This window comes from Anaerovorax odorimutans (assembly GCF_024459955.1).
In the GTDB taxonomy this organism is placed as follows: Bacteria; Bacillota; Clostridia; order Peptostreptococcales; family Anaerovoracaceae; genus Hominibacterium; species Hominibacterium odorimutans_A.
In genome coordinates this window covers 80,501-106,878 of record NZ_JANFXK010000008.1, presented here as the reverse complement: position 1 = coordinate 106,878, position 26,378 = coordinate 80,501, and the positions used below count along the sequence as shown (strand labels likewise).

Genomic DNA, 26,378 nt, shown 5'->3' with positions numbered 1-26,378 from the left:
AAGAAAATGAGTTTAATAAGACCGGGGAAATTTGAGATTACGGACAAAGCGATGGAATTATGCGGACTGAAAGAGGGCGCGAAGGTTCTGGATGTGGGCTGCGGGGATGGTACAGCTGCCGAATACCTGCAGGACAAATATGGGTATGAAGTAACAGGCATCGACATGAATCTGGCGAAAATCAATGAAGGAAAAGAGCGAAACGGCAAGTTGGATCTGCGCATGGGCGATGGGGAGTTTCTCGATGATTTTCCGTCCTTTTCCTTTGACTGTGTGATGATGGAATGCACCCTTTCTCTGATCAACCTGCCGGACGAAGCGCTTCACGAAGCGTACTGCGTTCTGAAAAAAGGCGGCAAGCTGTTTATCAGCGACCTCTACATGAAGAATCCGGACCCCAGGCAGGTTCAGGCCATCAAAATCGAGGCTGAACGCCAGGCCAAGATCCCGCACAAAGAAGAAAACTGCGGCGAAGGGCAGATGCGTTTTGTTGACTTCCGCTTTGAAGGCGCTTTCATCAAGGACCCGATGATCCGCTATCTGGAGGAAGTGGGCTATGAAGTGAAGGCTTTTGAAGACCGTTCCGCTGATCTGGATACTTATGTAGCGGAGACAATCCTGCAGGAGGGTTCTTTGGACAATTGCATTACCTGCGCAAAAGGGAAGAAAGGCGTGGGATACTTTATGCTGGTGGCGGAAAAACCGGCGAAATAAGAAAAACAAATTGGGGAAGAAGGAGAAATGATTATGAACCAGGAGATTTTAGATCTGAAGTTGAAGGGCTATTGCTGCAGCCAGATGATTATGGAGATGGGGCTTCGCAGACTGGATAAGGGAAATGAGGATCTGGTCGCGGCCATGGCGGGCCTGTGCGATGGAATGTGGTCCGGCAGGGTCTGCGGTATTTTGTCGGCGGCCATCTGCCTGCTGTACCTGGCAGATCCCAAAGAGGCAAGCCAGGGCCTTGTAGACGAGCTGACGGAGTGGTTTGAAGACGCTTTCCAATATACAGACTGCCAGGATCTAATGGAAGGAAACCCGCTGAATAAAGTGGAAAAATGCCCGATGATGCTGGAAGCGACCTTCCAAAAGGTAGAAGAATTGCTGGAGTGGGACTAGTGGAAAAATATCTGGATATCTGGACTGCCAGCAAACTGGGAGTGGAAGCCCTGAGCCGGGAAACAATAGAGAACTATCAGCTGGAAAAAATAAAAGAAACAGTGAATTGGGCTGTAAATCACAGCCCTTTTTATAAGGAACTGTATCAGGATGCTGATGTAAGGAGCTGGGAGGATTTTCGCAGGCTTGCCTTTACTTCGCCCGCGGACGTGTGCGAACGCGGTATGGATATGGTATGCGTAGGCCAGAGCCAGATCAGCCGCATCGTCACCATGGAGACCAGCGGAACCACGGGTCTGCCGAAACGAATCTTTTTTACAGAAGAAGACCAGGAACTGACGATTGATTTTTTTCATAACGGAATGCAGCTGCTGACGGACGCTTCCGATACGGTTATGATCCTGATGCCGTGCCGCCGTCCCGGATCCATCGGAGATCTGCTGCGAAAAGGGCTGGAACGTTTTAACGTCAGGACAATTGCTTACGGGCTTCCCGATGGAACGGACGATGAAAAAATTCTGGAGATTATGGAGAAGGAACGGGTAACCTGCACCGTTGCCCTGGCGACCCAATTGGCGGCGCTGGCCAAAAAGGCCGACACCCGCAGAATTCCCATGCGCACCGTGCTGCTTTCCGCGGAATACGTATCGGAGGAAAACAAGAAGGTTATTGAGGAGGCATGGGGCTGCCGGATCTTTGAGCATTACGGTATGACGGAAATGGGACTGGGCTGTGCGGTCAGCTGTCCGCAGCTTTGCGGATACCACATCAGGGAACTGGATCTGTATCTGGAGATCATTGACCCGGTAACGGGACAAGTCCTGCCGGACGGAGAGGAAGGCGAGATCGTTTTTACGACCCTGACCAGAAAGGGAATGCCGTTTATCCGCTACCGTACCGGCGACTGGAGCAGCTTCCTTACAGAGCCCTGTAAGTGCGGCAGCATCTTAAAGAGAATCAGCCGTGTGGGAGACCGGGGCATGAAGAAAGGAGGCCGGGAAGTAGAATGAGCACTAAGATGAAACGAACTCTGTTTTGCATCTTTGTCTTTGCGGCAGGCTGCGGAGCGGGAGTGCTTTCCAAATACCTGGATACGGTTGCTGCTGATGGGACTCCTGTTCATGATCTGATGCAGATTATCGGACAGCTTTTATCGCAGTTGCCCTTCTGGGTCTTTGCCGGATGTGTGATCGCTTACTACAGCCGCACCTCAAAAGCCGCTGCGCTGCATGTGCTGTTGTTCTTCGCCGGACTGCTTCTCAGCTACTATATTTATACAGGATTTCTTTTTGGGTTCCTTCCGGTGGAGCAGGTTTTGCGCTGGGCCGTCTTTGGGTGCTGCTCGGCTCTGGCCGGGTACGCAGTCTGGTATGCGGGAAAAAAAGGCTGGTCTCCGGCCCTCTGTGCGGCGGTGCCCATCGGCTATCTGATTACGGAGGGCTACCCGGTTTTCTATACACATGAAATAACAAATATGGCGGCGCTGGTTATGGCCGTCGGACTGTATGTGATGATGCCGAGATCGAAGGCGCAAAAGCTGCGGGTTCTGCCGCTGACCGCGCTGGTGGTTTTCATAATCCTTAGGTTCGATCTGGTGGCATGGCTGTTTGGAGGACTTTAAGCGCTGCGACAGGCGGGAAAAAACAGGGAGAAGAATATGAGTAAAGAAAATTGTCTGATATGCGGAAAACCAATTCGCTATTTTAAAGAGCAGAAAGAAATGACGTGCAGCATCTGCGGCAACAGGTTTTTCAGCAATGCTCAGTGTGAAGACGGACATTTTATCTGTGACAGCTGTCACGGACAAAAGGGCATAGATGCGATCCGCAGAACGTGCCTGGAAACAAAATCGAAAAATCCCATTGCCATCATACGGGAGATTATGCGGGATCCCTACATATACATGCATGGGCCGGAACATCATATCATGGTCGGAGCCTCGCTTTTGACCGCCTACCGGAATGCCGGAGGAAACATCCAATTGGAAAAATGCCTGGACGAGATGATAAAGAGAGGCGGGCAGATACCGGGCGGATTCTGCGGCCTTTGGGGCTGCTGCGGAGCTGCGGTCAGTACCGGAATTTTTTTGAGCATAGCCATAGAGGCTACGCCGCTGAGCGGGAGAGAATGGGGTCTGGCTCAGCAAGGCACCGCTGCGGCGCTGGGAGAAATCGCTTCTTACGGAGGCCCGAGATGCTGCAAACGGGATTCCTTTACCAGCATCCTTTCTGCGGTTAAATTTGTCCGCGAACATCTGGGCGTGGAGATGGAAGGCGGGAGCCGCCCGATTCACTGCGAATTTTCAGCGTATAATGCGGAGTGCCTTGGTAAAAAATGTCCATTCCATAAGGACAGAGAGCGTGAGGTGTAAAGCGGCTGCCGGCTGCGGACCGAACTTCCAAAAAAGATTTTTAAAAAAGCACATAAATTTATTTTTAGAGAATATATATATAACGTTGCTGTGACAACATACTAATTCGAGAAAATCGGTTATAATATAAAGGAAAACGTTCAAATTATGATTTCTTTCATTGACCTATAGAGAAAAAAGCGGAGCCGCCGCTCTGGGATGCAGACGCCCGGAGCGGCGTCCCCATATTCAGAGGGCGGGAAGCGGAGCGTTGAAAAAAGAAAATCCCTATGGTAAACTGGTGGCAGAATTTGCAGGAACGGACAAGGAGGGCATTATGTCAGATAAAATCATATATTTTGCAAGAGATTTGCTGGAAAAAGGCGAAGATTTCGTCATCGCGAAAGTTGTGGATACGACAGGCTCAACGCCGAGGAAAAAGGGAGCCTGGCTGCTGATGCAGCAGGATGGGACAACCTCCGGCACAGTGGGCGGAGGCAGGCTGGAAGCAGAGACGGAGAAGCTTTGCAGAGAGACCTTTAAGACAAAGGAAAAGAGCAAGCTGCATCATTTCAAGCTGAACACGGAAGAGCAGGATGCGCTGGATATGGGCTGCGGCGGCAATGCCGATGTGCTGATCGAGTACATTGATGCCGCGCATCCGGAGGATTTTGTGGAAGAGTTTAATTTGCAGACTACCGCTTATATCTTCGGCGCCGGTCATGTGGGTCTGGCTCTGGAGCCGGTACTGCGTTATGTCAATTTCAGGACGGTGGCCATCGACGATCGGGAAGAATACGCCAACAGAGAGCGGTTCCCGGAAGCCGCGGAAGTGAAAGTGATAAAAGATTTTAAACATTCCTTCGAAGATATCAAGACGGATGAGGACAGCTATATCGTTATCGTTACCCGGGGTCACATGGGAGATTACGATGTGCTCAGGGATGCGCTAAAGCAAAAGAGCGCTTATGTGGGCATGATCGGCAGCCGGAAGAAAAACAAGATGCTGTTTGACATGCTGCGGGAAGAAGGCTATGCGGAGGAAGACATTGCCAGAGTCCATGCGCCGATCGGCCTTTCGATTCAGGCGGAGACTCCGGAAGAAATCGCCATCAGCATTACTGCGGAAATGATTCAGGTAAGGGCGAATCATGACTGATAAAAAGTTTGGAACTATTATTCTGGCCGCAGGATTTTCGTCAAGAATGGGCAATTTCAAACCTTTATTGCCATTAGGCGATAAATCAGTAATTGAAAGGGTTTTGGAGGTGTCAAAGGCTGTCGGAATTGAGGAGATTCGGGTGGTGACCGGGTATAACAGGCAGGCCCTTGCCCCCATTATAGACAGGGCGGGAGCAAGGGAAACCTTTAACCCTGATTTCGAAAAAGGTATGTTTACTTCCATTCAGGCAGGAGCGGCTGCGCTGCTTTCGGATTTGGATGGTTTTTTCATCATGCCCGTAGACTGCCCGCTGGTGACCGGGGAAGTTCTGACCCGCCTGATGGAGCAGTTTGAAGCGGATAAATTTACGGTTCCCTGTTATCGCGGAAAAAAAGGGCATCCCCTCCTGGTGCCTGCCCTGTACCGAAAAGCAATCATCGAACACGATGGAAAAAACGGATTAAAGGCCATTACCGATCGGGACCCGGAGAAGATGAAGCGCATAGAAGTGGATTACGAAGGGGTGGTCATGGATATGGACACGCCGGAGGCATACGGAGAAATTAAAGAATATCTGGCAAACGGCTGTCAATCCGAAAACCTGCAAAGACTGGCTTCCGGCAGACGTTTTTTCCTGATTCGCCATGGGCAGATCAGGCAGCACCAGGAAAAGATTTTTTTAGGGCAGACCGATGTCCCTTTAAGCGCAGAAGGACAGAAGCAGGCGCTGGATGCCGGCAGGAAACTGGCAAACTATCAGCTTCAAACGGACCGTCTCTATACCAGCGATCTGCTGAGAGCCTCCCAGACCGCGGATACTGTCAAGGAGCAAACAGGGCTCATGCGCCTGTGTCTGGAACCCGGTCTGCGGGAAATGAATCTGGGACCCTGGGACGGAAAATTTATCAGTCAGATAAAAAGAGAATTTCCCGAAGAGTATGAGAAACGGGGCAGAAACATCATGACCTACAAAATGGGCCATGGCAGTGAAAACTTCTTTGACCTTCAGTATCGGGTATTCCGGACACTGGTAAAATTGCTGAAAGCGGATGATAACCGGGACATCATCATTGTTGCCCACAGCGGTGTTCTGAGAGCGATCAGCAATAATCTCAAAGGGAAGGATATTTCCGCAGACTGGAAAAAGCTCGCCAACGGTGAGATGGAGATTGTAGAATTATAGGCAGAGCCGCACCCGCTGCCCATGTTGGGATATTTTGACGTTTCCGGCACCTACCCCAGGGACTTTGTCCAAAGGAAGGTAGTCGGGCAGCAGACCGGAGAGCTCGTCCGCGCCATAGTCAAAGAGCAGGGGCGACATGGGAGTGCTGGGCCCCAGAACGACCGCACGGGCGTCCTGACAAAGCTGCAGCAGCCGGGGCAGTGTCTTATTGATGAAGGCCGACCCGGTAATAAAAACGTAATCCTGCCCGGGCAGGATATATTCACAGGCAGAGTCCGGATAATCGCCCGGCCAGGGTCTGCGTTCCAAAACGGAAACACAGGCGGCTTCGGTGAGAAACTTTTCAAGATGAAAGAAATGGCCGATAACAGCTGCTTTTTTGTCTTTTACGGCAGCGGCATAATCGGTGAAGGCGTTTCTCGTACAGGTCATACCGGGCACGGAAAGGGCTACGGCAGGACTGTTGTGATAAGCGTTCAATGCGGCTGTGCCGACGCTGGCCTCAAGGAAGTCCCAGGACTTGCAAAGGGCCGCAGCTGACCGCAAATCCTTTCCGATCAGATGGGAAAAACATGGAATTTCCGCTTCCTGTTCATTGACGGTGACTGCGAAGCCGCAGTATGGCCCCGCGTGGACAATGGTCCAGGTCGGCCCTGCGTGAATATGGTCTACGTGAATATTTTCCGGTACGGCTTCGATCAGCCGGTCATATAACTGCCACATTATCAAAAATCCTTTCCTTTCCGCATTAAGTAAGTATTCGTATTTTATCACAGTAAAAGAAGGAAGGGAAGGTTCGGGGCAAATGAGGAGAGAAAAGCAGCGGCCCGGATATGGACGCCGGGTGAAGAACGTGGTAAGATAAATAAAAGTGTGTCCCCTCGGCGGGATATCGGAAGGTAAAAAGAACCGGATAGGAAAGGGCAGAAGGATGCGGCAGGACAGAAGTGAAAAGAAGCGTGCACGAAGAAAAAAACTTTTAGCAGTCATTGCATGTCTGCTGGCTGTGGTGTTGGTTGCCAACGGCTGGTTCATCGTCCGCAGTCTGGTAGGCAGCGGCGGCGCTGAGGATGCGGCAAGCTCTCGGAATGTGGAAAAGAAACCTCTGGAATCCATCGATGCGGAGGTTTTCAGCGATCATATGATCGTCATGGACCTGACACACGATAAAGTGCTGTTCAAAAAGGCCGCAGGCGAGAAAACCCGTCCGGCTTCTTTGGCGAAAATGATGACAGCCCTGGTGGTTATCGAGAATACGGAGGATTTTAATGAGCGCATAAAGATCCCCCATGATATTTACACTTATCTCCACGGATCAGGAATCGCAGTGGCGGGATTCGAGGACGGAGAGCGCCTTACTGTGGAAGATTTGCTGTACGGCATGTTGTACAAATCCGGGGCGGAATGCTGCCTCACCCTGGCCCGGAAGGTGTCCGGTTCTGAGGATAAATTTGTAAAGCTGATGAATGAAAAGGCGAAAGAACTGGGCATGGAGGACACGACCTTCGGAAACTGCATCGGATTGGACAACCCGGCCTGCTTTACGACGGTGAGCGATTGGATGAAGCTGACGAAATACGCACTGAAAAATAAACATTTTCGTAGTATATTCGCCAGCTATACTTATAAGATAGAGCCGACCAATAAATGCGATGAGACGCGCACGATCCGAAACGCGGCTGTTCGGCGTTTCGGCGCGGATCGGGCAGGCGTGTTCGGCGGAAAATTGGGCAATACCACCCGGGCGGAGCTTTGCCTGGCATCAATCGCAAAGATTGAGGGGTGCGAGTATGTCTGCATATCTACCCACGCCCATAGGACTGAAGATCGGTATAATCCGCACGTGGATGATGCCAGGACCGTATATAAAGAAATCGAAAAACAGATGAAGGAACAAAAATAGAAAAAAAGTTTAAGATGTTTGAAAAAAAGGCTTTCAATTTTTTCTCAAACGTGTATAATATATTAAGTCAGGGCGAGGCATAGCTCAGCTTGGTAGAGCGTTGCGTTCGGGACGCAAAGGCCACAGGTTCGAATCCTGCTGCCTCGACCACTTTGGACCGTTGAATGATTCAACGGTCCTTTCTTATGTGGCTTATTTAAATTCCACCTCATTAAATTTTTTCGTCAAACCTTCAGTATCTCCGGGATAATCATCCTGAATAAAGAGGACCATGCCGTCTTTGATTCCGGCCACCGGCATATTCATGATCGTCTTATTTTTCTCCATGTCTTTATAAGCGTCTGAGGCGGTGTCAAACTTGTAAATCTCAATTTTACCATCCTCATATTTCTTGCCATCCTCAGCCCCGATCATTGCGAAAAAGGAGTCTGTCGGATCTGTAAGCTCTAAGTATTCGGCCAATGCATCAACGCTCTTTTCAATCGTTGGTTTCGCCTGGTCCGAGCCAGAGCCGCCGCAGCCGGCCATAGCAAAGCATAGCAGTAACGATAAGACTAACGCAGTAATTTTTTTCATAACTTCCTCCTAAAAATATAATAAATATAACGGTAACATTAGTATTGGTTATACAGAGCCCCGTTCTAATTTAAAAGTACCCCAATACGTTTTTAAGGTTAATATATTATTCTTAATTGACTTTATCGTATATGTCTCATCTGTATCGAGCTTGAGTTTGTTTCCTTTTACCCAGTAGCGTCCCTCTGTGTAGTTGCCATCGTAATCATCATATAAGGAAAAATAGAAATGCCCGGATTTTGTAAATTCAAATTGTACATAAGAATTGGAACCCCAGGGGCCCTGCCATATACCGCCCACAAGTTGCTTTTTGTAATTCGGATATACAGTAATTTTGCATTTCAGCTTCTTTTTCCCAACCTTGGCGGTAATGATGGTTTTTCCTGTTTTCTTGGCAATGACTTTGCCTTTTTTGCTGACAGTTGCAACCGATTTTTTACTGCTGGTCCACTTTACTTTCTTTTTTGTGCCCTTGACTTTGAGCTGCAGGGTCTTTCCCTTTGTAACCGTCGCTTTAGTTTTGCTGAGCTTGATTTTTGAAGCGGCATGGGATTCCAGCGTCCCCGCCATCGCAGGAATGGTAAAGGCGCATCCGACAAAGAGCACCAAGCACAAAGCCGTAATTTTTGCGATTCGTTTCATAACTTCCTCCTAAAATTATAGTAATAACAGAAATCCCTGTCCCCCTTAATTGTTAAAATCAATTGTAGCTCCTATTCCTTTTTCAGAGCTCCATTGCTTTTCGTCACATATTTCATAATCTTCCGGTTGGCCCCGGACTGGCTGATGCCCAGAACCTCCGCCACCTTGTAACTGTTTTTGTATTTCTGATAAGCATCTTTGATAATCTGCCGTTCCAGGTCTTCCATAATATCCGGGAGCGTCGCTCTTCTTTCTCTGATTTTAGCAAGCCCCTCGGACAGATCTCCATAGCGAATGTTTTCCGGAAGATCTTCTTCTTTAATAAAGCCATCGCGGTTTGTCGCGACCAGCCGTTCCATGAGATTTTCCAGCTCACGTATGTTGCCGGGCCAGTTGTAGCGCAAAAGGCGGGCGTAGGCTGCCTTAGAGACCACAACCTCCTTATGGTTGTTGGAGTTAAACTGAGCTACAAACTGCTCGGTCAGAGGAACAATATCAGCTGTTCTCTGACGCAGAGGCGGAAGCTCCAGAGGTATAATATTGAGTCGGTAATAAAGATCCTGCCGGAACTGATCGTTTTTAATCATTGCCTCTAAATCCTGATGCGTGGCACTGATGATACGGATATCTACATCAATTTCTTTAGAGCCGCCGACGCGGGTGATACGTTTGTTTTGAAGCACCTGCAGCAGCTTTGCCTGCAGAGACAGAGGCATATCGCCAATTTCGTCAAGAAAGAGCGTACCATGGTGGGCCAATTCAATGAGGCCCTGCTTTCCGCCAGCGCTGGCGCCGGTAAAAGCACCGGCTTCATATCCAAAGAGCTCCGATTCCATCAGCGATTCAGGAATCGCCGCACAGTTAAGTTCAACGAAGCGATGCTCGCTGCGGCTGCTGTGTTCGCGAATATAGCGGGCAAGAAGGCTTTTGCCGGTACCGGATTCTCCGGTGATCAGCACTCCTGATGACACCTGTGCGATATGATGGGCCGTAGTGATGAGGCTTTGCATTTCAGGGTCCTTAGATGAAAGCTCGATACCGGACGGGCTGTCCAGATTGTTGTCTCTGACATCGTGAAAATAATCATAAATAAGTGAAAAATAATTCAGAGGCCGAGCGTTGCTGATTACACGGAATATATTTCCATTGTCGTCAAAAATTGGAGTAGAGGTAGTAATGGCATCGCTCTTGGGGCCTGCTTTCGGGGTTCTCTGGATCATAGTCAGCTTTCTCCGCTCGTTGATGCACAGGCGCACGACAGAGGGAACGTAGATTTGCTCCGCTTCCGCATAACGTACGTTTCTGCCGATAATGTTTTCCCTTTTTTCACCAGTGGATTTTTCAAATACTGCATTTACCCGCAGTACATTGCCTTCTCCGTCAGTAATGTGGATACTGTCTGCCGATGACTCCAGTGCGCAGTTCAAATCGTAATTTTCCATTTTAAGACGTTTGACCTCATCAAGAAGACTGCGAAATTCTTCCGGGCAGGGAATATCACAGGTTGCCGGCATGTGAAAAGGATCTTCCCATTCCAGTATTTTTCGTATCTCGTCCAGAACTATTTTTTCTTCTGTCTGCTTTTCCATAAAGCCACCTCACTGTCATTTAATTACTGGCTATATTATATCACGGCTTCCGGTAGGGAGGATATACAATTAAAGGAAAACCCAAAAACGACTTACAACCCAATTCCGGGTTTATGGCAAAAAATCCTTAGAAAATAAAGGGGATGTATGCATTTAAAAACCAGAAAAACCCAACTTTGGGTTGAGAAAGAAGGACGCTGCCCTTTGAAAACGTTGAAATTTCAAACAATTCTAACATGGCATGGGATTTGCTCTTAATAAGGGCATCAATAAAAAATATCCGATTAAGGACGAAAGGACAGAATTATGGAAAAGGAAAAAACATTTATTTTGGATTGGGTAGAAAAAAATAAGGATCAGTTTTATCAGATCGCGGACCAGCTATGGGAAAACCCGGAGCTGGGGATGGAAGAATACGCATCCAGCCAGGCGCTGCAGGAATTGGCAAAGCGCAACGGATTTGAAGTAGAAGCAGGAGTGGCCGAAATGCCTACCGCATTCATTGCGACCTGGGGACAGGGAAGCCCGGTAGTTGGTTTTAGCGCAGAGTTCGATTGTCTGCCGGGACTTTCACAGGATAAGGATGCTGTGGAGAAAAAACCGCTGGTAGAAGGCGGGCCGGGACATGGATGCGGGCACAATCTGCTGGGGACCGGAGGCATTATGGCCGCCTCAGCGCTGAAAGAAGCAATGATCGAAAAGGGTATCACAGGAACCATTAAAGTATTCGGTACCCCGGCTGAGGAACTGTGCATCGGTAAACCTTTCATGGCAAAGGCAGGATGTTTTAAAGGTGTTGACTTCTTCCTGGATTGGCACCCGATGACGATGAATCGTTCAGGCTTTGCTGAATGCAGCGCCTACTTCAATATTAAGTACCATTTCAAAGGAAACACCGCCCATGGAAACGCCCCGTGGCACGGCCGCAGTGCACTGGATGGCGCTTTGCTGATGGGGAGCGCTTTGGAGATGCTGAGAGAACATATGCCTCCGGGCAAGGTGGATGCCGAATCAACCCTTAACTACTCCTTCCCGGATGTGGGTACAGGTTTCCCGAACGTAGTACCGGACAAATCAACCATATGGGTCATTGGAAGATTGATTAACGCCGATCAGGTCGAGGCGCTTCTTCCGAGAGTAGACGCCTGTGCTGAGGGAGCTGCTACAGCTACAGGGACGACGGTAGAGAAAGAAGTAATCACTGTAACACACGAAAAGATTCCAAATGAGGTTATCTCTCATGTTATGTATGACAATTTTAAGCTTGTAGGTCCACCGCAGTACAGTGAGGATGAAATCGAGGCGGCAAAAGCGCTGCAAAAGGCCTGCGGAGCCCCAGAAACCGGAATGAAGATGGATCTGGAACCAGTGGAATTCAGAAGCATGTCGGTTACGGACTCTTCCGAATACAGTTGGTTCGCGCCAATGGAGCTGGCATTAGTAGAGCTGGCGCCAGTAGGTGTAGGCTGGCATAACTGGGTAGTGGCCAAGTGCGCCGGCGGCTCTATGGGTAAAAAGGCTATGACCGCTGCTGCCAAGCTGCTGGCCTGCACAGCTGCTGATATGCTGGAAAGCCCAGAGCTGATCGAACAGGCAAAAGCAGAATTAAAAGAAAGACTGGCAGGCAGGACTTACGTTCCGCTCTTCTCAGAAGAGACAAAACCAGCCTGCGATATTAACCACGAAGCAATGAAACCGTACAGATAATGGAGGAAAGCAATGAATAATGTTGGGTTAAAACAGAATGGCCGTTTTTATTACGGCTGGATCATGGTAGTAGTAGGATTTCTAATGATGCTGCTGGCGTATGTCGGCTCGGTATCCATAACAAGCGTCTTTGTCATTCCTGTTACGGAGGATCTGGGCGTTGGCCGTACACAGTTTACACTCTATACAACGATTCTGACTATTTTCAGTGTATTGGTAACGGCGTATTTTGGAAAAAGAATGGCTAAAGGAAATATTCGATTAATCGTCTTTATATCGGCTCTATGTTCGGTTGGAGGTTATTTGCTCCTTGCCAACGCAGGTTCCATCTATTGGTTCTATATTGGCGCTATTCTCCTGGGCATTGGATTTTCCAACTGTACTGTTCTGCCGATCTCAATTATTATTAACAACTGGTTCGGCGGCAAGATAAGAGGCACGGTGATGGGTGCGACCTTTATCGGGAGCGGTTTGGGCGGTCTGCTGCTTCTGCCGATTCTCAACAGTGTCATTCAGGCCTCAGGCTGGCGTATGGGCTATTATACCCTGGCTGGAATCTTTGCTCTGGTAGCTGTGGTTTCCGTACTGGCCATTGTAAAAACCCCTGAAGAAAAGGGATTTGTGAGGATGGGCGAAACCGAAGGCGAAACTTCTGTGGAAACAGAGAAAAAGGGAATGATGATCAAAGAAGCGATGAGAACCCCTATGTTTTGGCTGATTGCCGCCACTGCGACACTTACGGTATTTGGTTCCAGCGCAATCTTATTTAACTCAGCGCCGTTTTTCATACAAGTAGGATTTTCGACGCAAACGGCAGCAATGATCGCATCCTTTAACCTGGGGATGCTGGCAGTAGGCAAAGTCGTGATCGGATTTCTCAGCGATAAATTGGGAACAAAATTTGGTTCAGTGTTCGCAGCTCTGATCTTCGGTCTACAATTTGTATTCCTGGCCTTGACGCCGTTAAACCCACATGTATTCGTTTGGGGAGCCGTAATCTGCTATGGAATTGGCGGAGGCGGCATTACGGTTTGCCCGCCGTTGCTGGTTAATGCATTATTCGGAGAAAAAGACTATGGCAATATCGTAGCGGCTATGAATATGGCTACTAACCTGGGAGGGGCATTCGGCGGAATGATCGCTGCGGCTGTGTATGATATTACAGGAAGCTATGTAGCATTCTGGTGGATGGCTGCTGCCGCAATGGTTCTGGTAATGATTATCCGACTGGCTTGCTTCCAGATGAGAAAAAAATATAACTATTAATACTTAATCCTACAGAAGGTAAAGCGCTTCCGCTGCCTTGGACCGTTGAAAATATTCAGCGGTCCTTTTCATTGTGCAGGGGATTGCTCAAGGCGCTACACTTTTTCGTTCCATAACGATCTGATATAAAATTTGCATTTTATCCCTGTTTTTATATTTTTTTATGGGCTTTGCGGCGTGCATAACGGGCGAAAAGCGCCTGAAGCCGCATTTCCTCATCCCATCATCGCCTGAACCTGCTAGTTTTGATATAAAAAAGGCTAAAACCTTTCATTTTTATAACAGGGTGGTGAAGTCGTAGTCGTTTCCCTTTGGCTGCTTTGTAGCAGGACCTTTTTTCCTCCTGCTGCATAGGATATTAAGAAGTCAGAGAAGTAAACGGGAGGGATAAGCATGGTTACCATTAGTCTGTGTATGATTGTAAAGGATGAGGAAGACGTTCTGGAAAGATGTTTATTATCAGCAAAGGACCTGGTAGATGAAATTATCATTGTTGACACCGGATCTGCTGACGAAACCGCAGCAATTGCCCGTAGGTTTACGGATAATGTTTATTCGTTTACCTGGCGGGATGATTTTGCGGCAGCCAGAAACTATTCTTTTTCCAAAGCAGGCATGGACTATTGCATGTGGCTGGACGCGGACGATGTGATTTTGGAAGAAGACCGGGAAAAGTTCTTGAATATAAAGGCGGAGATGGACGGCAGCGAGGACATTATCATGCTGCCCTATCATACGGCCTTTGACGAAAGCGGAAACCCGGTGTTCAGCTATAATAGAGAACGGATCATCAGAAATCATAGCGGCTTTCGCTGGGAAGGCGAAGTGCATGAGGCGATTACCCCGTCCGGTAAAATTTTGTATAAGGATGCTTCTGTGACTCACAGGAAGATGCGGGCGGGCGATCCGAACCGCAATCTTCGAATCCTTGAAAGAAAAAAACAGTCAGGGATAATACTGCCGCCCCGTCAGATGTTCTATTACGGGCAGGAATTGTATTTTCATGAGCGATATGATGATGCGATTGGAGCCCTGGAGGATTTTATGGACCAAGACGATGGGTGGATTGAAAATAAATTGGAAGCGTGCAAATTGCTGTCGGTTTGCTATCTGCAAAAGGGAGAAGAGACCCTTGCTCTGCGTGCCCTAATTAAGAGCCTGGAGCTTGATGAACCCCGTGCGGAGATTTGCTGCCGGCTGGGAGAATACTTTATGGACAGAAACAGGCTGAAAGAAGCAGTCTTCTGGTATGAGACGGCAAGGAGCAGAAAGCCGGATCTCAAGTCGGGAGGCTTTGTTCAGGAGGACTGTTATGGGTATGTCCCCAATCTGCAATTGGCTGTCTGCTACGACCGGCTGGGGCAGTGGGAAAAGGCAAAAGACTGCAATGAACGCGCGGCTGTTTTCAAACCTGATTCGGAAGCAGTGAGCTACAACCGGATTTACTTTGAAAACAAATCGAATGAAATTAAAGGGGAGACTTTTAATGAGTTATAAAACAAACTTTACAGGGCTCGTAAACCGGGCTCATGGAACAAATACGGGAAACAGCTGCGGCTGCGATAATTCTGTTGAGAATTCGTGCGGCTGCGGCGGTCAGCCCGGCGGAAGCTGCGGATGCGGCTGCGGCCAGAGCGGAGACTGCGGATGCGGATGTCCGCCTGCACCACCTGCACCTCCGGTTTGCTGTACAGGTCCAACGGGTCCAACTGGAGGAACCGGTCCCACAGGTCCAACCGGACCAACCGGCCCGACTGGAGCCACAGGCCCAACCGGAGCGACCGGGCCTGTTGGAACAGGTATTACGGTTCTGGGACGGTACGATTCGTATGAGGAACTGGTTGCTGCCCATCCTACAGGGGGGACAGGAGATGCTTATCTTGTAAATGACCAGCTGTATGTCTGGGACGCTGCCACAAACAGCTGGAGAAATACAGGCGTTTTGCAGGGTCCAACGGGTCCTCAAGGCCCAATGGGACCGCAGGGTCCTGAAGGAAGGCCGGGTCCAACGGGTGCGACCGGAAATAATGGGGCAACCGGAGCAACAGGTCCGACCGGAGCGATAGGTCCGACAGGCCCAACCGGCCCAAGGGGAGCAACTGGAGAGGCAGGTCCGACAGGCGCAAGGGGTGCAACCGGCCCGGCAGGTCCGACAGGCGCAATCGGAGCAACTGGAGAGGCAGGTCCGACAGGCCCAAGCGGAGCCACGGGTGCGGCAGGGCCGACAGGTCCAAGTGGGGCAACTGGAGAGGCAGGTCCGACAGGCCCAAGTGGAGCTACCGGTCCGACAGGTCCGACGGGTCCAAGTGGAGCAACGGGTGCGGCAGGTCCGACAGGTGCAAGCGGAGTAACGGGGCCAACAGGTCCAACAGGTCCAAGTGGAGTAACTGGCCCAATAGGTCCAACAGGCCCAAGCGGAGCAACCGGACCCACAGGTCCGACCGGCCCAACCGGTCCGACCGGAGCCACGGGCGCGGCAGGCCCGACAGGCGCAAGAGGAGCAACCGGAGCAACAGGCCCGAGGGGAGGCGATGGTACTCCAGGTACGGCAGCAACCATTCAGGTGCAGGATACAAGAACCGGAGAACCGGAGGAGGACGCTCAGGTAATTGATGCGGGGGCCTCGCCTAACCACGTTCTGAGATTTGTCATTCCGCGTGGAGCGACAGGTGCTGTTGGTTCAACGGGACCGGAAGGTCCCGCAGGCCCGCAGGGCGACCAGGGAGAACGCGGCGACCAGGGGCCCAGAGGCGAACAGGGTCCGGAAGGTCCGACCGGTCCGCAGGGTCCTCAGGGACAGCCGGGCCAGATGGGCCCAACAGGTCCGACCGGTCCAACAGGAGCAGCTGCGACGGTTCAGGTAGGAACTGTGACCACCGGCGATCCGGGAACTGACGTAACCGTAACAAATTCCGGCGATGAAAACCACGCAGTCTTAGACTTTACAATTCCGCAGGGTGAACCGGGAACAGCCGGCGCACTGGAGGTGCTTTCTATAACCGACACAACCGGTCAGACCACAAGCACAGGAGGAAGTTTGATTTTCATTGACACGCCTCTGGTTTCCGGTACAGCAATTACCCATCAGGCGGGAACCGCAGATGTAGAGATCAATCGTGCCGGTGTTTATCAGGCCTCGTTCCACAGCACTGTAGGCATCGATACAGGAGTGGATATTCCGGCCTCGGTTTCAGCACGGCTTTATCTGAACGGAACGCCTGTTGCAGGAGCGGTAGCCCATCATACGTTTGCGGCTACCAATGAAGCGGCGACGGTATCCTTCGATGTACCGTTCCTGGTGAATACCACGCCGGCTACCTTGCAGATCGTAGTGGATCAGGCAGGATTTTCGTTCCGCGATCTGGCCTTGACGGTTCTTCGTCTGGGCAATACTGCCAACGCCAGAACCAACGTGAGATAGAATAAGAGGACAGCGGAAAACAGCTGTCGATCAGGCAAAAGCGGGCTGCCATGTTAATAAGGCAGCCTGCTTTTTAACTAATTTAATTATTTCTGTAATTTTGATAAGATTTGTTTAGAGATGAAAAAACTAAAAATTTGCGTGTTGTGTACGAGAATGACTGTTTGCGCACTGTATTAAAAAGGAGCTATTGAACAACAATAGCTCCTGACTATAGAGGCAAAAGGGTTACAGTTTTTTTACACCCAGGGCCCGCATGGAATTGAGTATGGCAATGACTGCGACGCCTACGTCAGCGAATACGGCCGCCCACATGGAAGCCATTCCCAGGGCTCCCAGCACAAGGACAACAGCTTTTACTGTCAGAGCAAAAACCACATTCTGCCTGGCAATAGACAGAGTCTTTCGGGCAATTTTTATAACCGTAGAAAGCTTGGATGGCTGGTCATCCATAATAACGATATCCGCTGCCTCAATGGCCGCTTCGGAACCCAGGCCGCCCATTGCGACACCGATATCGGCCCGCGCAAGAACAGGCGCGTCATTGATTCCGTCTCCCACAAAAACGACATTTCCTTTTGCTTGTTTTTCCGCAATGATTTTCTCAGCCAGCTCCACCTTATCTCCGGGCAGCAATTCGGCGTAATACGCATCCAAACCGATTGTACTGGCAACCTTTCCGGCCACAGCGTCCCGGTCACCGGTCAGCATAACAGACGAGTGAACTCCGGCGGCTTTTAAACCGCGGATTGCGCTGGCAGAATCCTCTTTGACCGTATCGGCGATAGCCACATAGCCTAAATATTTTTCGCCTTCCGCCAAATGGACCAGGGTAGCGCTTTCATTGACAGGAAGTTTTTCGATCCCCAGGTCCGCCATCAACTTCTTGTTTCCGGCATAAATGAGTTTTCCATCAATGACCGCCTTGATTCCCTTTCCGGAAAGCTCCTCGGTTTCGGAGACACGCGTTTTATCAATCTCTTTGCCAAAGGCCTCCTTTATAGAAAGTGAAATTGGGTGATCGGAATAGCTTTCCGCATAAGCAGCCAGCTCCAAAAGCTGTTGGTCGTCCAGATCGGCACTGTAAATATCCGTTACGGTAAAGGTTCCGGTTGTTAGAGTGCCGGTTTTGTCAAAGATAACCGTATCGACCTTTGCTAAAGCTTCCAAGTAGTTGCTGCCTTTGACCAAAACACCGCAGCGGGAGGCTCCGCCCACGCCTCCGAAAAATGCCAGGGGCACGGAGATAACCAGAGCGCAGGGGCAGGAAATTACAAGGAAAATCAATGCCCGGGAGATCCAATCGCCGAAACTTTGGCCTGGAATAGCCAGCGGCGGTACAACAGCCATGAGAGCAGCGGCAATAACCACAATGGGCGTGTAATACCGCGCGAATTTTGTTATAAACTTTTCAACCTTTGCTTTTTTGCTCCCGGCGTTTTCAACCATATCCAGAATTTTCGCCACAGTTGAATCATCGAATTCACTGGATACTTTGATCTTTAAGACGCCGGTCATATTGATGCATCCGCTAGTGATATCCTCACCGGCAGACACATCCCGCGGAAGCGATTCGCCGGTGAGAGCAGAAGTGTCCAGAGCAGAATGGCCTTCGAGAATGCGTCCGTCCAGCGGTACTCGTTCTCCCGGTTTGACCAGAATGGTATCCCCGATGGAAACTTCATAAGGATCAACCTTTTCTTCTCTGCCGTCACGGATCAGATTGGCGTAATCAGGGCGAATATCCATCAGTTCGCTGATGGAACCCCTGGATTTGTTCACCGCGTACTCCTCAAAGATGGTGCCGACCAGATAGAAGAGCATAACGAAGACCGCTTCCTTATAGTCTTTGAGACCAATGGCGCCTACAGTGGCAATCGCCATCAGAAAGTTTTCATCAAAGACCTGGCCGTGGCATATGTTGCGGATGGCTGTAAATAAAGTGTCATAGCCGGCAACCAGATAGGAGACCATCAAAATGATGAAGCTTGCCAGCGCGGGCAATGGGGCCAAAGCCCCCAGGACCAGCAGGACTCCTGAAACGATTACGCGGGCCAATTTTATCTTCTGCTTTCTTTTCATGTACAATTCCTCTTTCTGCAAAAAGTGCTTTTCCCGGGCCTTTCCTTTCTTGAATGCGGTTTAGCGGACGATTTTGCAGCCGCGCTCCACCTTGCTGATGGCCTTCTGGGCCAGGTCTACAGCTTCGTCGAACTGATCGTCGGAAGCTTCCAGTGTCAGCCGCTGGGACATAAAATTGATGGTGGCGCTGTCTACCGCATCCAGCTTGTTAATGGCGGTTTCCATCTTTGCGGCACAGTTTGCGCAGTCCAGCTCAGATAATTTAAAAGATTTTTTCATAATCGTTTCCTCCTAATGATAAATAATTAAGCAATCGTTTAACTAAGTAATAAAATTTTTATCGTTTGCAGTTCATGTCAAACACGCTGTCAACGATTTTATGGACAAGATCCGCTTCCTCCGTATCCGCCAGGGTATAATAGGCTTCTTTTCCCTCACGGCGCATCGTCAAAAGACCGGCCTGCTTTAAAACCCGCAGATGATGGGAAACGGCAGGGGAACTCATGTCTATGGCAGCGGCAATATTGATGACACATTCTTCGCTGTGACATAAAAGCCAGAGAATTTTTAGGCGCGTCGTGTCGCTGATCAGCTGAAAGGTATTGGAAGCTTTTTCGAAAGCGTCCAGAGTAGGCTTGTGTTCCAACAGCTCCAGTGTATGACTGCCGTGATCATGAGGCAGAATTGGTGTTGCCATATCGGGTCCTCCTTCTTTCTTCATTAAACAATTAAATAGATGTTTAACTGTTTTCTATAATATATCCTGCGGACGGATGAATGTCAAGAGATTTTGCTAAAAAGATTTACTGCATTGCGGGCTCAGCGCTCATTCTCATTGGGTTTCCAAAGAGGGGGCTCCTCAGGGGAGTTGCGTTTCCACTTTCGATAGGTAACGATTCCACAGAGAATGATTACCACCAGGTGCGGGATATAAACACACAAATCCCAGGCACTTGTCATCCCCATCAATAAAACGAGGGACATGAGGAGGATCCAACCATAAAAAATACTGAGCAGGCACTTAATGACCCAGCCGTCATACATAATGTATTGAAGCAAGACGATTGCTCCCAGAGTATAGGAACCGATTGTAAAGGGATTTATAACCTCGTATATTTCGTACCATATCTCCTCGTGTATCGTTACCCATGTGAATATAGGTGTGAGAATAAAGGGAGCCAATAGAAAATAGTAAGCAAACAGCACCGCATTGACAACACCCATTAGGATGCTGATTGGTTTTTTATGCTTATGATAATTGTCATAAATATGGAAGATCACCTGATCTGGTTTGCTTATTTTCTGCAACGAATCGTTCCTCCTTTTTTAACAAAGGCCGTTTTGCCCTGCGGCTAAAATTCCAGCTGCGTGATATAGGAAATAAAAGAGCGCATAGCAGAAGATAGGTAAGTGTTCTTCTGCCAGAACACGTGAACATGAGCCGGCATGGGGCGCTCCAGCGGAATACAGCGGATGTCCGGGTCATCTGCGAATATGTCTTTGTAGATGATCGTCGCTGAGTCATTGTCACGAATCATATAGCGAATCGTGGACAGCTGACTGGAATGCATGATGATATTCAGATCAATATCGCTGAAAGTGGTCAGGATAGATTTGTAATGATATGACCCCTTTGAAATGATGACCAAAGGAAGCTCTGCCAGCATTTCTGCCGTGATTTTTTTCTTTTTGCCCAGAGGGTGGTTCTTGCTTACCGCCAGCTGCAGCTCCGTAGCAAAAATTTCCTTGGAATCGCAATTGGTATAGCAGCTCTCGTTTTTGATTCCCAGCAAAAGATCCAGCTCTGCGTTTGCCAGCATACGGATTCCGTCGATGGTGGCGATTTCAAAGATCTCCAGCTCTATGTTGGGATGTTTTTCGCTGAAATCGGGAATGATTCTTTTAAAAAAGAACGTGCCCATTACAGCGGGAACACCGAGACGAAGGATAACCTTTCTCCCTTCCGCCAGATCGCAGGCTTTTTCATAATAGGTGGCGAATTCCTTTAAAAACTGATCGGTAAGCTGTTGAAAAGCTTCCCCTTCACTGGTCAGGCGGAGCCTGTTGCTGACACGGGAAAAAAGCTTGTAACCCAATTCGCTTTCCAGCCCATTGATGGCGGCAGTGATAGAAGGCTGCGAGATATGGCAGGCCTCAGAAGCCTTAGTAATGCTGCCCTGCCGGCAAACCTCTTCAAAATAGCGTAAATGGTTTATATTCATCATGGGAACAGTCCTCCTATAAAAAGTCAAAATATTAAGACAATTAATCGCAATTCTTATCTCTATCATTTGTGATGTGAACAGTATAGCAGAAGTTCAATTGGGAAAACAACTAATATGCAAAGTTGAAGCCTAAAAAAAACTGAGGGTATTATCAGAATAATCAATTTTTACTACCGCGCGGATTGTGATATTGTTAACAAAACAAAGCAGCGCTGTAAACTGAAAAAATGAGGAGGTCTTTATGAAGTTTGATTTTATCAATCTGCTTATGAATCCCTTCATGCTAATGTTCTTTGCTATCGGGACAGGACTGATTTTCGGAAAACTTAAATTCGGGAAATTCAGCTTTGGTTCTTCAGGAGCTCTTTTTACGGGGCTGGTGATCGGATGGGCAATCTACAAGTATGGAGGCCATATTCTCGCACAGGGAGAAAACGCGGCGGGATATGAAGCCGCGAAAACAATGATGGACAATGGAATTATTGACGGAAATTTTTTAGAGCTGTCCCTGATCTTCTTTGTGGCTGCCATCGGGCTTTTGGCTGCGAAGGATATGGGCGTTGTAATACGCAAATATGGTCCCAAGTTTGTGGCTCTGGCCGTAATCATTACCTTCGTAGGAGCCTTGGGAAGCTTTGGCTGCATGAAACTGGTGAAAAGCGCCAGTGCCTATGAGTTTTCCGGCGTTTACGTGGGCGCACTGACCAGCTCGCCGGGCCTGGGCGCGGCGCTGGAGACTGCCGAGGATCATGCCAAAGCAGTGGCGGCGGATTATGAAACATCGACGGAAGCGGAAAAGGAGCATGTTCTGAAAACCATCGGCGATGATACTTTGACCGCAGAAAACACCAAGTCCCTGACCCCGGAGCAGCAGCAAAAATATGTGACCAACGCCACCGGCGGAGTTGCTACAGGATATGCCATCGCCTACCCCTTCGGCGTTATCATCGTAATTTTCGCAGTCAGCTTCTTTGCGATCATCTTCCGGATGGATCTGAAAAAAGAAAAGGAACGGTATAAGCTGGAGATGAACGAGGCCAGAGGAATGGTCAAGGAACGAAACATCCCGGTCAGTCCCTTCAACATGATCGCTTTCGCAGTAACCTGCGTTGTGGGATATCTTGTCGGGAGCATTCAGATTTATCTGGGACCGCTGGGATATTTCAGCCTGGGAGCCACCGGAGGAATTCTCATTATGTCCCTGGTGCTGGGTTCAATTGGAAAAATCGGGCCTCTGTCGTTTCGCATGGATCATAAAGTGATGGGCATCGTCCGGGACATCGCACTGGTATTCTTCCTGTGTATTGTGGGACTTAAGTACGGATATGTAGCCATCAACGCCCTGACAGGATCCGGGGTACTTCTGGCAGTTTCAGCCTTAGGAGTGGGCATAGCGGCCATGCTGGTGGGCTTTATTGTCGGACGATATGTATTCAAACTGAACTGGGTAGTGCTGTCGGGCGCTATCTGCGGAGGCATGACCTCGACACCCGGCCTGGGCGCGGCAGTCGATGCGCTGGAAAGCGATGATCCCGCGGCAGGGTATGGCGCGACGTATCCGTTCGCATTGTTATGCATGATCATATTTACAATCATATTAAATCAATTGCCAATTGTATAGTGGAGGTATCAGAACATGAGCGAAAAGAAGATGGGCCTGGAAGCCAGATTGAGAGATTCAAGAGCGTTGTCCCTGGTAAGATCGGCGGAGGAAGCCGCAGAACTGATAAAAGACGGGATGACCGTCGGAGTCAGCGGCTTTACACCGTCGGGTTACCCGAAGGCAGTGCCTCTGGCTCTGGCGGAACGGGCGAAGAACGGGGAAAAGATCAAGATCGACCTTTACACGGGAGCATCCGTTGGGCCGGAAATTGACGCAGCGCTCACCGAAGCGGGCGTAATCAGAAAACGGCTTCCCTATCATACCAACGCAACCATCCGCGGAAAAATCAATGAAGGTGAAGTGGAATACATAGATATGCACCTGTCCCAGAGCACACAATATGTGAATTACGGGATGCTCAATAAAATCGATGTGGCGATTATTGAAGGACTGGCGATCACAGAAAACGGCGATATCATACCGACGACAGCCGTGGGAAACGCGCCTTCCTTCATCAAAAACGCAGATAAGGTGATCGTGGAGATCAATTTGAAAAAGCCCATGTCCCTGGAGGGAATGGCGGATATTGTTCTGCTGGATAATCCACCTAACCGCAAACCGATCAACATCTGCGCTCCCGCAGACCGGATCGGAGCACCGTGTATGGAGTGCGGGTTCGATAAAATCGCAGCTGTCGTAATCACGGATATGCAGGACAAAACCAGACCTCTGGGCGAGGTTGACGATGCTTCCAAAAGGATTTCTGATAATATCATCAAATTTTTTGATCAAGAAGTTTCGGCAGGAAGATTGACAAATTCTCTGCTTCCGTTACAATCGGGAGTAGGGAGTGTAGCCAATGCGGTTCTTTATGGACTGTGCGATTCCGAATATGAAAATCTGACCTGCTATACAGAAGTGGTGCAGGACTCCATGCTGGACCTGCTCCGCTCAGGGAAAGCCGTCATGGCATCCACTACGGCGCTCAGTCCATCTCCGGCAGCTTTGGAAAAATTTCTTGATGAAGTCGAGTTTTTCAGAGACAAAATCATTTTAAGACCGCAGGAGATCAGCAACAATCCGGAAGTCGTAAGAAGGCTGGGCGTCATCGCCATGAACACTGCCATCGAAGCCGATATCTATGGAAACGTGAATTCCACCCATATCATGGGGTCTAAGATGATGAACGGCATTGGCGGGTCCGGCGATTTTTCCAGAAACGGAGCGATCACAATATTCAGTACCCCTTCCACGGCCAAGGGCGGCAAGATTTCTTCGATCGTACCGATGGTATCCCACGTGGATCATACGGAGCATGAAGTGATGGTGCTGGTGACAGAGCAGGGATTTGCGGACCTGAGAGGACTGAGTCCTAAGGAGCGGGCCGTAAAGATCATTGAAAACTGCGCCCATCCGGACTTTAAAGAGGAACTGATGTCCTACTTCAAACGGGCGTGCGATTCGTCGGCGCTCCATACACCGCATATTCTTACGGAAGCGCTGTCCTGGCATTCCAGATTTCTGGATACCGGGAGCATGCTGGAGGAATAGACTGCGGAATACATAAGCCAAAACAATTCAAACATATAAAACGATGGAGGTAACAAAAATGGATGAAAAAGCAATGAGCCAGGAATATATCAACGGATATATCGAAAGAGCCAGAAAGGCTCAGGCTGAATTTGAAAAGATGAGCCAGGAGCAGGTCGATCAGGCGGTAAAAACCATAGGCAAAGTGGTTTACGACAACGCCGAATTCCTGGCAGAAATCGCTGTAGAAGAAACCGGGATGGGAAACGTTCCCGATAAAATCGCAAAGAATAAGCAGAAGGCGGGAATCGTCTGGAACAATCTGAGAGGCAAAAAATCCAGAGGAATTCTGGATACCGATGAAACCACCGGGATCACCAGAATCGCCAAGCCGATCGGCGTTGTGGCGGCCATTACGCCTTGCACGAACCCGATTGTAACACCGATGAGCAACGCTATGTTCGCTCTGAAATGCGGAAATGCCATCATCATTACGCCGCATCACAAAGCTGTAAAGTGCAGCACAAAGACGGTTGACATGATCAATGAGCAGCTGGCCAAGCAGGGTTATCCGGAGCATCTGATTCAGATTCTGGATCAGCATTCCAGAGAAAACACAAGAAACCTGATTTCATCCGCTGACATTGTAATCGCCACAGGCGGCGCAGGCATGGTAACCGCAGCGTACAGCTCCGGAAAACCGGCCCTCGGTGTAGGCGCAGGAAACGTGCAGTGCATTATTGACGAAGGCTATGACTATAAGGAAGCGGTTCCAAAGATCATTACCGGAAGAACCTATGACTACGGAATCATCTGCTCCGGTGAACAGTCCGTTATCTGTCCGGAAAAAGATTTTGACGCCATCATGGATGAATTTGAAGCCAATGGCGGCTATATCGTAAGAGATCCCAAAGAACTGCAGGGCGTCCGCGACGCGCTGTTTACCGATGGCAAGCCAAACAGACACTCAGTTGGACAGTCTCCTGAAAAGATTGCCGAGCTGGCCGGAATCAAGATTCCGGAGGGAACAAGAATTATTGTAGCGGTAGCTGACGGAACCGGTCAGACCGACCTTTTGGGCGGCGAAAAGATGGGTCCAGTCATCGCTGCTTATAAGTATAAGGATCTGGCAGAAGGCGTTAATATTGCCAGAGAAAACCTGGAAAAAGACGGAAAGGGCCACAGCGTGGCATTCCATTCCGATTCAGAGGAACATATTGAATATGTAGGAAAGGAACTGTGCGTTTCCAGATTTGTAATCAACCAGATCTCGGCCAGCAGTGCCGGCGGCAGCTACTTTAACGGCCTGGCTCCAACCAATACGCTGGGCTGCGGAAGCTGGGGACACAACAGTATTTCCGAAAACCTGGACTACAAGCATCTGATGAACGTATCCAGAATCGCCCGCTATATGCCGAATAACCATGTGCCTTCCGAGGAAGAGCTGTGGGGATAGCGGATCCATCCATTGTTAGGTAAGTGCCAAACTCTTAATAAATAAAGCCTTAAAAGGGAACATCTGAAATCGTGAGTTCAGACGTTCCCTTTTTGCTTGGGAGCACCATAGGAATTTCATATGGCAGTATCGGAACAATGAATTTTTCAGATGCTCCCGGGCGTGGTATGATAATTATCAGGAAAAGCAAGCTCAATCCATAGCCGCAGAAAATCAGTCGCGTACACATATCCTGCTTTGGCGGCCGCGGAAAAGAGCCGTGCATTCCTGTATTCACCATTAATTTAGGTAATTTCCGACCTCTTAATCACATAAAGCTTTTGAATGGAAGGCCGACTGAACTCGCACGAGTTCAGACGGCCTTCCATTTCTTTTGCCTCCAGACAGGCGGTTCAGAGCAGGCAGCGGTAACCGGAGGTCCATTTTTACTAAAAGTTACACACTTTTCAACGGTTTGGCGGTCTCAAAACCGCCCAGAGGCGCAATTTTCTATTTTTAACTGCTTTGGAACCCGCCAAACCCACAACTTTGCGTAACCGGGGGCCTATTTTAGAAAAAGGTTAC

Annotated in this window: 24 protein-coding genes and 1 tRNA gene; 16 read left to right on the top strand and 9 right to left on the bottom strand. The window is 49.3% G+C overall.

The genetic code is table 11. The features are described 5' to 3' along the window. The first annotated feature begins 6 nt into the window (after positions 1-6). The 7 genes from trsM (at position 7) to NE619_RS08745 (ending at position 5,814) form a co-directional block, all read left to right on the top strand. Positions 7-714 carry a DVU_1556 family methyltransferase gene (trsM, locus tag NE619_RS08775; RefSeq protein ID WP_256132037.1) on the top strand — a complete coding sequence of 236 codons (708 nt, stop codon included), beginning with the start codon at positions 7-9 and terminating at the stop codon, positions 712-714. Positions 715-747: 33 nt separating this feature from the next. Then, positions 748-1,119 (top strand): C-GCAxxG-C-C family protein, encoded by a 372-nt coding sequence (locus NE619_RS08770; RefSeq protein WP_256132036.1) that lies wholly within the window; start codon positions 748-750, stop codon positions 1,117-1,119. Continuing rightward, complete coding sequence (locus tag NE619_RS08765; protein WP_256132035.1) at positions 1,119-2,129, top strand: DVU_1553 family AMP-dependent CoA ligase; 1,011 nt, start codon at positions 1,119-1,121, stop codon at positions 2,127-2,129. Before NE619_RS08770 ends, NE619_RS08765 begins: the two co-directional genes overlap by 1 nt. After that, positions 2,126-2,740, top strand: coding sequence for a DUF6518 family protein (locus NE619_RS08760; protein WP_256132034.1), 615 nt, complete (start codon positions 2,126-2,128; stop codon positions 2,738-2,740). The genes NE619_RS08765 and NE619_RS08760 overlap by 4 nt, the downstream gene beginning before the upstream one ends. 36 nt (positions 2,741-2,776) lie before the next feature. Further along, positions 2,777-3,490, top strand: coding sequence for a DUF5714 domain-containing protein (locus tag NE619_RS08755; RefSeq protein WP_256132033.1), 714 nt, complete (start codon positions 2,777-2,779; stop codon positions 3,488-3,490). A gap of 160 nt (positions 3,491-3,650) precedes the next feature. Continuing rightward, a complete protein-coding gene (locus NE619_RS08750; protein ID WP_256132032.1) occupies positions 3,651-4,628 on the top strand; it encodes an XdhC family protein in 978 nt (325 codons plus the stop codon). Continuing rightward, complete coding sequence (locus tag NE619_RS08745; RefSeq protein WP_256132031.1) at positions 4,621-5,814, top strand: histidine phosphatase family protein; 1,194 nt, start codon at positions 4,621-4,623, stop codon at positions 5,812-5,814. The genes NE619_RS08750 and NE619_RS08745 overlap by 8 nt, the downstream gene beginning before the upstream one ends. Here NE619_RS08745 and NE619_RS08740 read toward each other — a convergent pair. Continuing rightward, positions 5,809-6,537 carry a Rossmann-like domain-containing protein gene (locus NE619_RS08740; RefSeq protein WP_256132030.1) on the bottom strand — a complete coding sequence of 243 codons (729 nt, stop codon included), beginning with the start codon at positions 6,535-6,537 and terminating at the stop codon, positions 5,809-5,811. The two genes, NE619_RS08745 and NE619_RS08740, sit on opposite strands and share 6 nt — an antisense overlap. 208 nt (positions 6,538-6,745) lie before the next feature. Between NE619_RS08740 and NE619_RS08735 the strand changes: the two genes are divergently transcribed. Both NE619_RS08735 and NE619_RS08730 read left to right on the top strand, forming a co-directional pair. Then, positions 6,746-7,717, top strand: a complete 972-nt coding sequence (locus NE619_RS08735) for a D-alanyl-D-alanine carboxypeptidase family protein (RefSeq protein WP_256132029.1) — start codon at positions 6,746-6,748, stop codon at positions 7,715-7,717. Positions 7,718-7,790: 73 nt separating this feature from the next. Then, a tRNA-Pro gene (locus tag NE619_RS08730) sits at positions 7,791-7,867 on the top strand. A gap of 42 nt (positions 7,868-7,909) precedes the next feature. On the opposite strand, the gene NE619_RS08725 is transcribed toward NE619_RS08730, so the two are convergent. From NE619_RS08725 to NE619_RS08715, 3 genes are all read right to left on the bottom strand, one after another. Continuing rightward, on the bottom strand, positions 7,910-8,293 hold the full coding sequence (locus NE619_RS08725; protein WP_256132028.1) for a hypothetical protein: 384 nt from the start codon (positions 8,291-8,293) through the stop codon (positions 7,910-7,912). Positions 8,294-8,341: 48 nt separating this feature from the next. Then, positions 8,342-8,935 (bottom strand): Ig-like domain-containing protein, encoded by a 594-nt coding sequence (locus NE619_RS08720; RefSeq protein WP_256132027.1) that lies wholly within the window; start codon positions 8,933-8,935, stop codon positions 8,342-8,344. 71 nt (positions 8,936-9,006) lie between these two features. Next, positions 9,007-10,524 carry a sigma-54 interaction domain-containing protein gene (locus NE619_RS08715; RefSeq protein WP_256132026.1) on the bottom strand — a complete coding sequence of 506 codons (1,518 nt, stop codon included), beginning with the start codon at positions 10,522-10,524 and terminating at the stop codon, positions 9,007-9,009. A 306-nt stretch (positions 10,525-10,830) separates the two neighbouring features. On the opposite strand from NE619_RS08715, the gene NE619_RS08710 reads away from it, so the two are divergent. The 4 genes from NE619_RS08710 to NE619_RS18870 all read left to right on the top strand — a co-directional run bounded on the left by NE619_RS08710 (position 10,831) and on the right by NE619_RS18870 (position 16,918). After that, positions 10,831-12,231 (top strand): amidohydrolase, encoded by a 1,401-nt coding sequence (locus NE619_RS08710; protein WP_256132025.1) that lies wholly within the window; start codon positions 10,831-10,833, stop codon positions 12,229-12,231. A gap of 12 nt (positions 12,232-12,243) precedes the next feature. After that, positions 12,244-13,497, top strand: coding sequence for an MFS transporter (locus NE619_RS08705; RefSeq protein WP_256132024.1), 1,254 nt, complete (start codon positions 12,244-12,246; stop codon positions 13,495-13,497). Between the two features lie 393 nt (positions 13,498-13,890). Beyond that, complete coding sequence (locus NE619_RS08700; protein WP_256132023.1) at positions 13,891-14,994, top strand: glycosyltransferase; 1,104 nt, start codon at positions 13,891-13,893, stop codon at positions 14,992-14,994. Continuing rightward, positions 14,984-16,918: a collagen-like protein gene (locus NE619_RS18870; protein ID WP_305146606.1), complete on the top strand. Its 1,935-nt coding sequence runs from the start codon at positions 14,984-14,986 to the stop codon at positions 16,916-16,918. The genes NE619_RS08700 and NE619_RS18870 overlap by 11 nt, the downstream gene beginning before the upstream one ends. Positions 16,919-17,146: 228 nt before the next feature. Here NE619_RS18870 and NE619_RS08690 read toward each other — a convergent pair whose 3' ends face one another. The 5 genes from NE619_RS08690 to NE619_RS08670 all read right to left on the bottom strand — a co-directional run bounded on the left by NE619_RS08690 (position 17,147) and on the right by NE619_RS08670 (position 21,225). Further along, complete coding sequence (locus NE619_RS08690; RefSeq protein WP_256132022.1) at positions 17,147-19,000, bottom strand: heavy metal translocating P-type ATPase; 1,854 nt, start codon at positions 18,998-19,000, stop codon at positions 17,147-17,149. A 60-nt stretch (positions 19,001-19,060) separates the two neighbouring features. Then, complete coding sequence (locus NE619_RS08685; RefSeq protein WP_256132021.1) at positions 19,061-19,279, bottom strand: cation transporter; 219 nt, start codon at positions 19,277-19,279, stop codon at positions 19,061-19,063. Positions 19,280-19,337: 58 nt separating this feature from the next. Next, complete coding sequence (locus NE619_RS08680; protein WP_256132020.1) at positions 19,338-19,697, bottom strand: ArsR/SmtB family transcription factor; 360 nt, start codon at positions 19,695-19,697, stop codon at positions 19,338-19,340. Between the two features lie 122 nt (positions 19,698-19,819). Further along, the gene (locus NE619_RS08675) at positions 19,820-20,308 is read right to left on the bottom strand and encodes a hypothetical protein (RefSeq protein WP_256132019.1); all 489 of its coding nucleotides are present in this window, start codon (positions 20,306-20,308) and stop codon (positions 19,820-19,822) included. A gap of 44 nt (positions 20,309-20,352) precedes the next feature. Continuing rightward, positions 20,353-21,225: a LysR family transcriptional regulator gene (locus NE619_RS08670; RefSeq protein WP_256132018.1), complete on the bottom strand. Its 873-nt coding sequence runs from the start codon at positions 21,223-21,225 to the stop codon at positions 20,353-20,355. A 241-nt stretch (positions 21,226-21,466) separates the two neighbouring features. Between NE619_RS08670 and NE619_RS08665 the strand changes: the two genes are divergently transcribed. The 3 genes from NE619_RS08665 to NE619_RS08655 are packed head-to-tail and all read left to right on the top strand — an operon-like array spanning position 21,467 to position 25,814. Further along, positions 21,467-22,846: a hypothetical protein gene (locus NE619_RS08665; protein WP_256132017.1), complete on the top strand. Its 1,380-nt coding sequence runs from the start codon at positions 21,467-21,469 to the stop codon at positions 22,844-22,846. A gap of 15 nt (positions 22,847-22,861) precedes the next feature. Beyond that, positions 22,862-24,379, top strand: a complete 1,518-nt coding sequence (locus NE619_RS08660) for an acetyl-CoA hydrolase/transferase family protein (RefSeq protein ID WP_256132016.1) — start codon at positions 22,862-22,864, stop codon at positions 24,377-24,379. A gap of 58 nt (positions 24,380-24,437) precedes the next feature. Then, the gene (locus NE619_RS08655) at positions 24,438-25,814 is read left to right on the top strand and encodes an aldehyde dehydrogenase family protein (RefSeq protein WP_330640682.1); all 1,377 of its coding nucleotides are present in this window, start codon (positions 24,438-24,440) and stop codon (positions 25,812-25,814) included. The last annotated feature ends 564 nt before the right edge of the window (positions 25,815-26,378 follow it).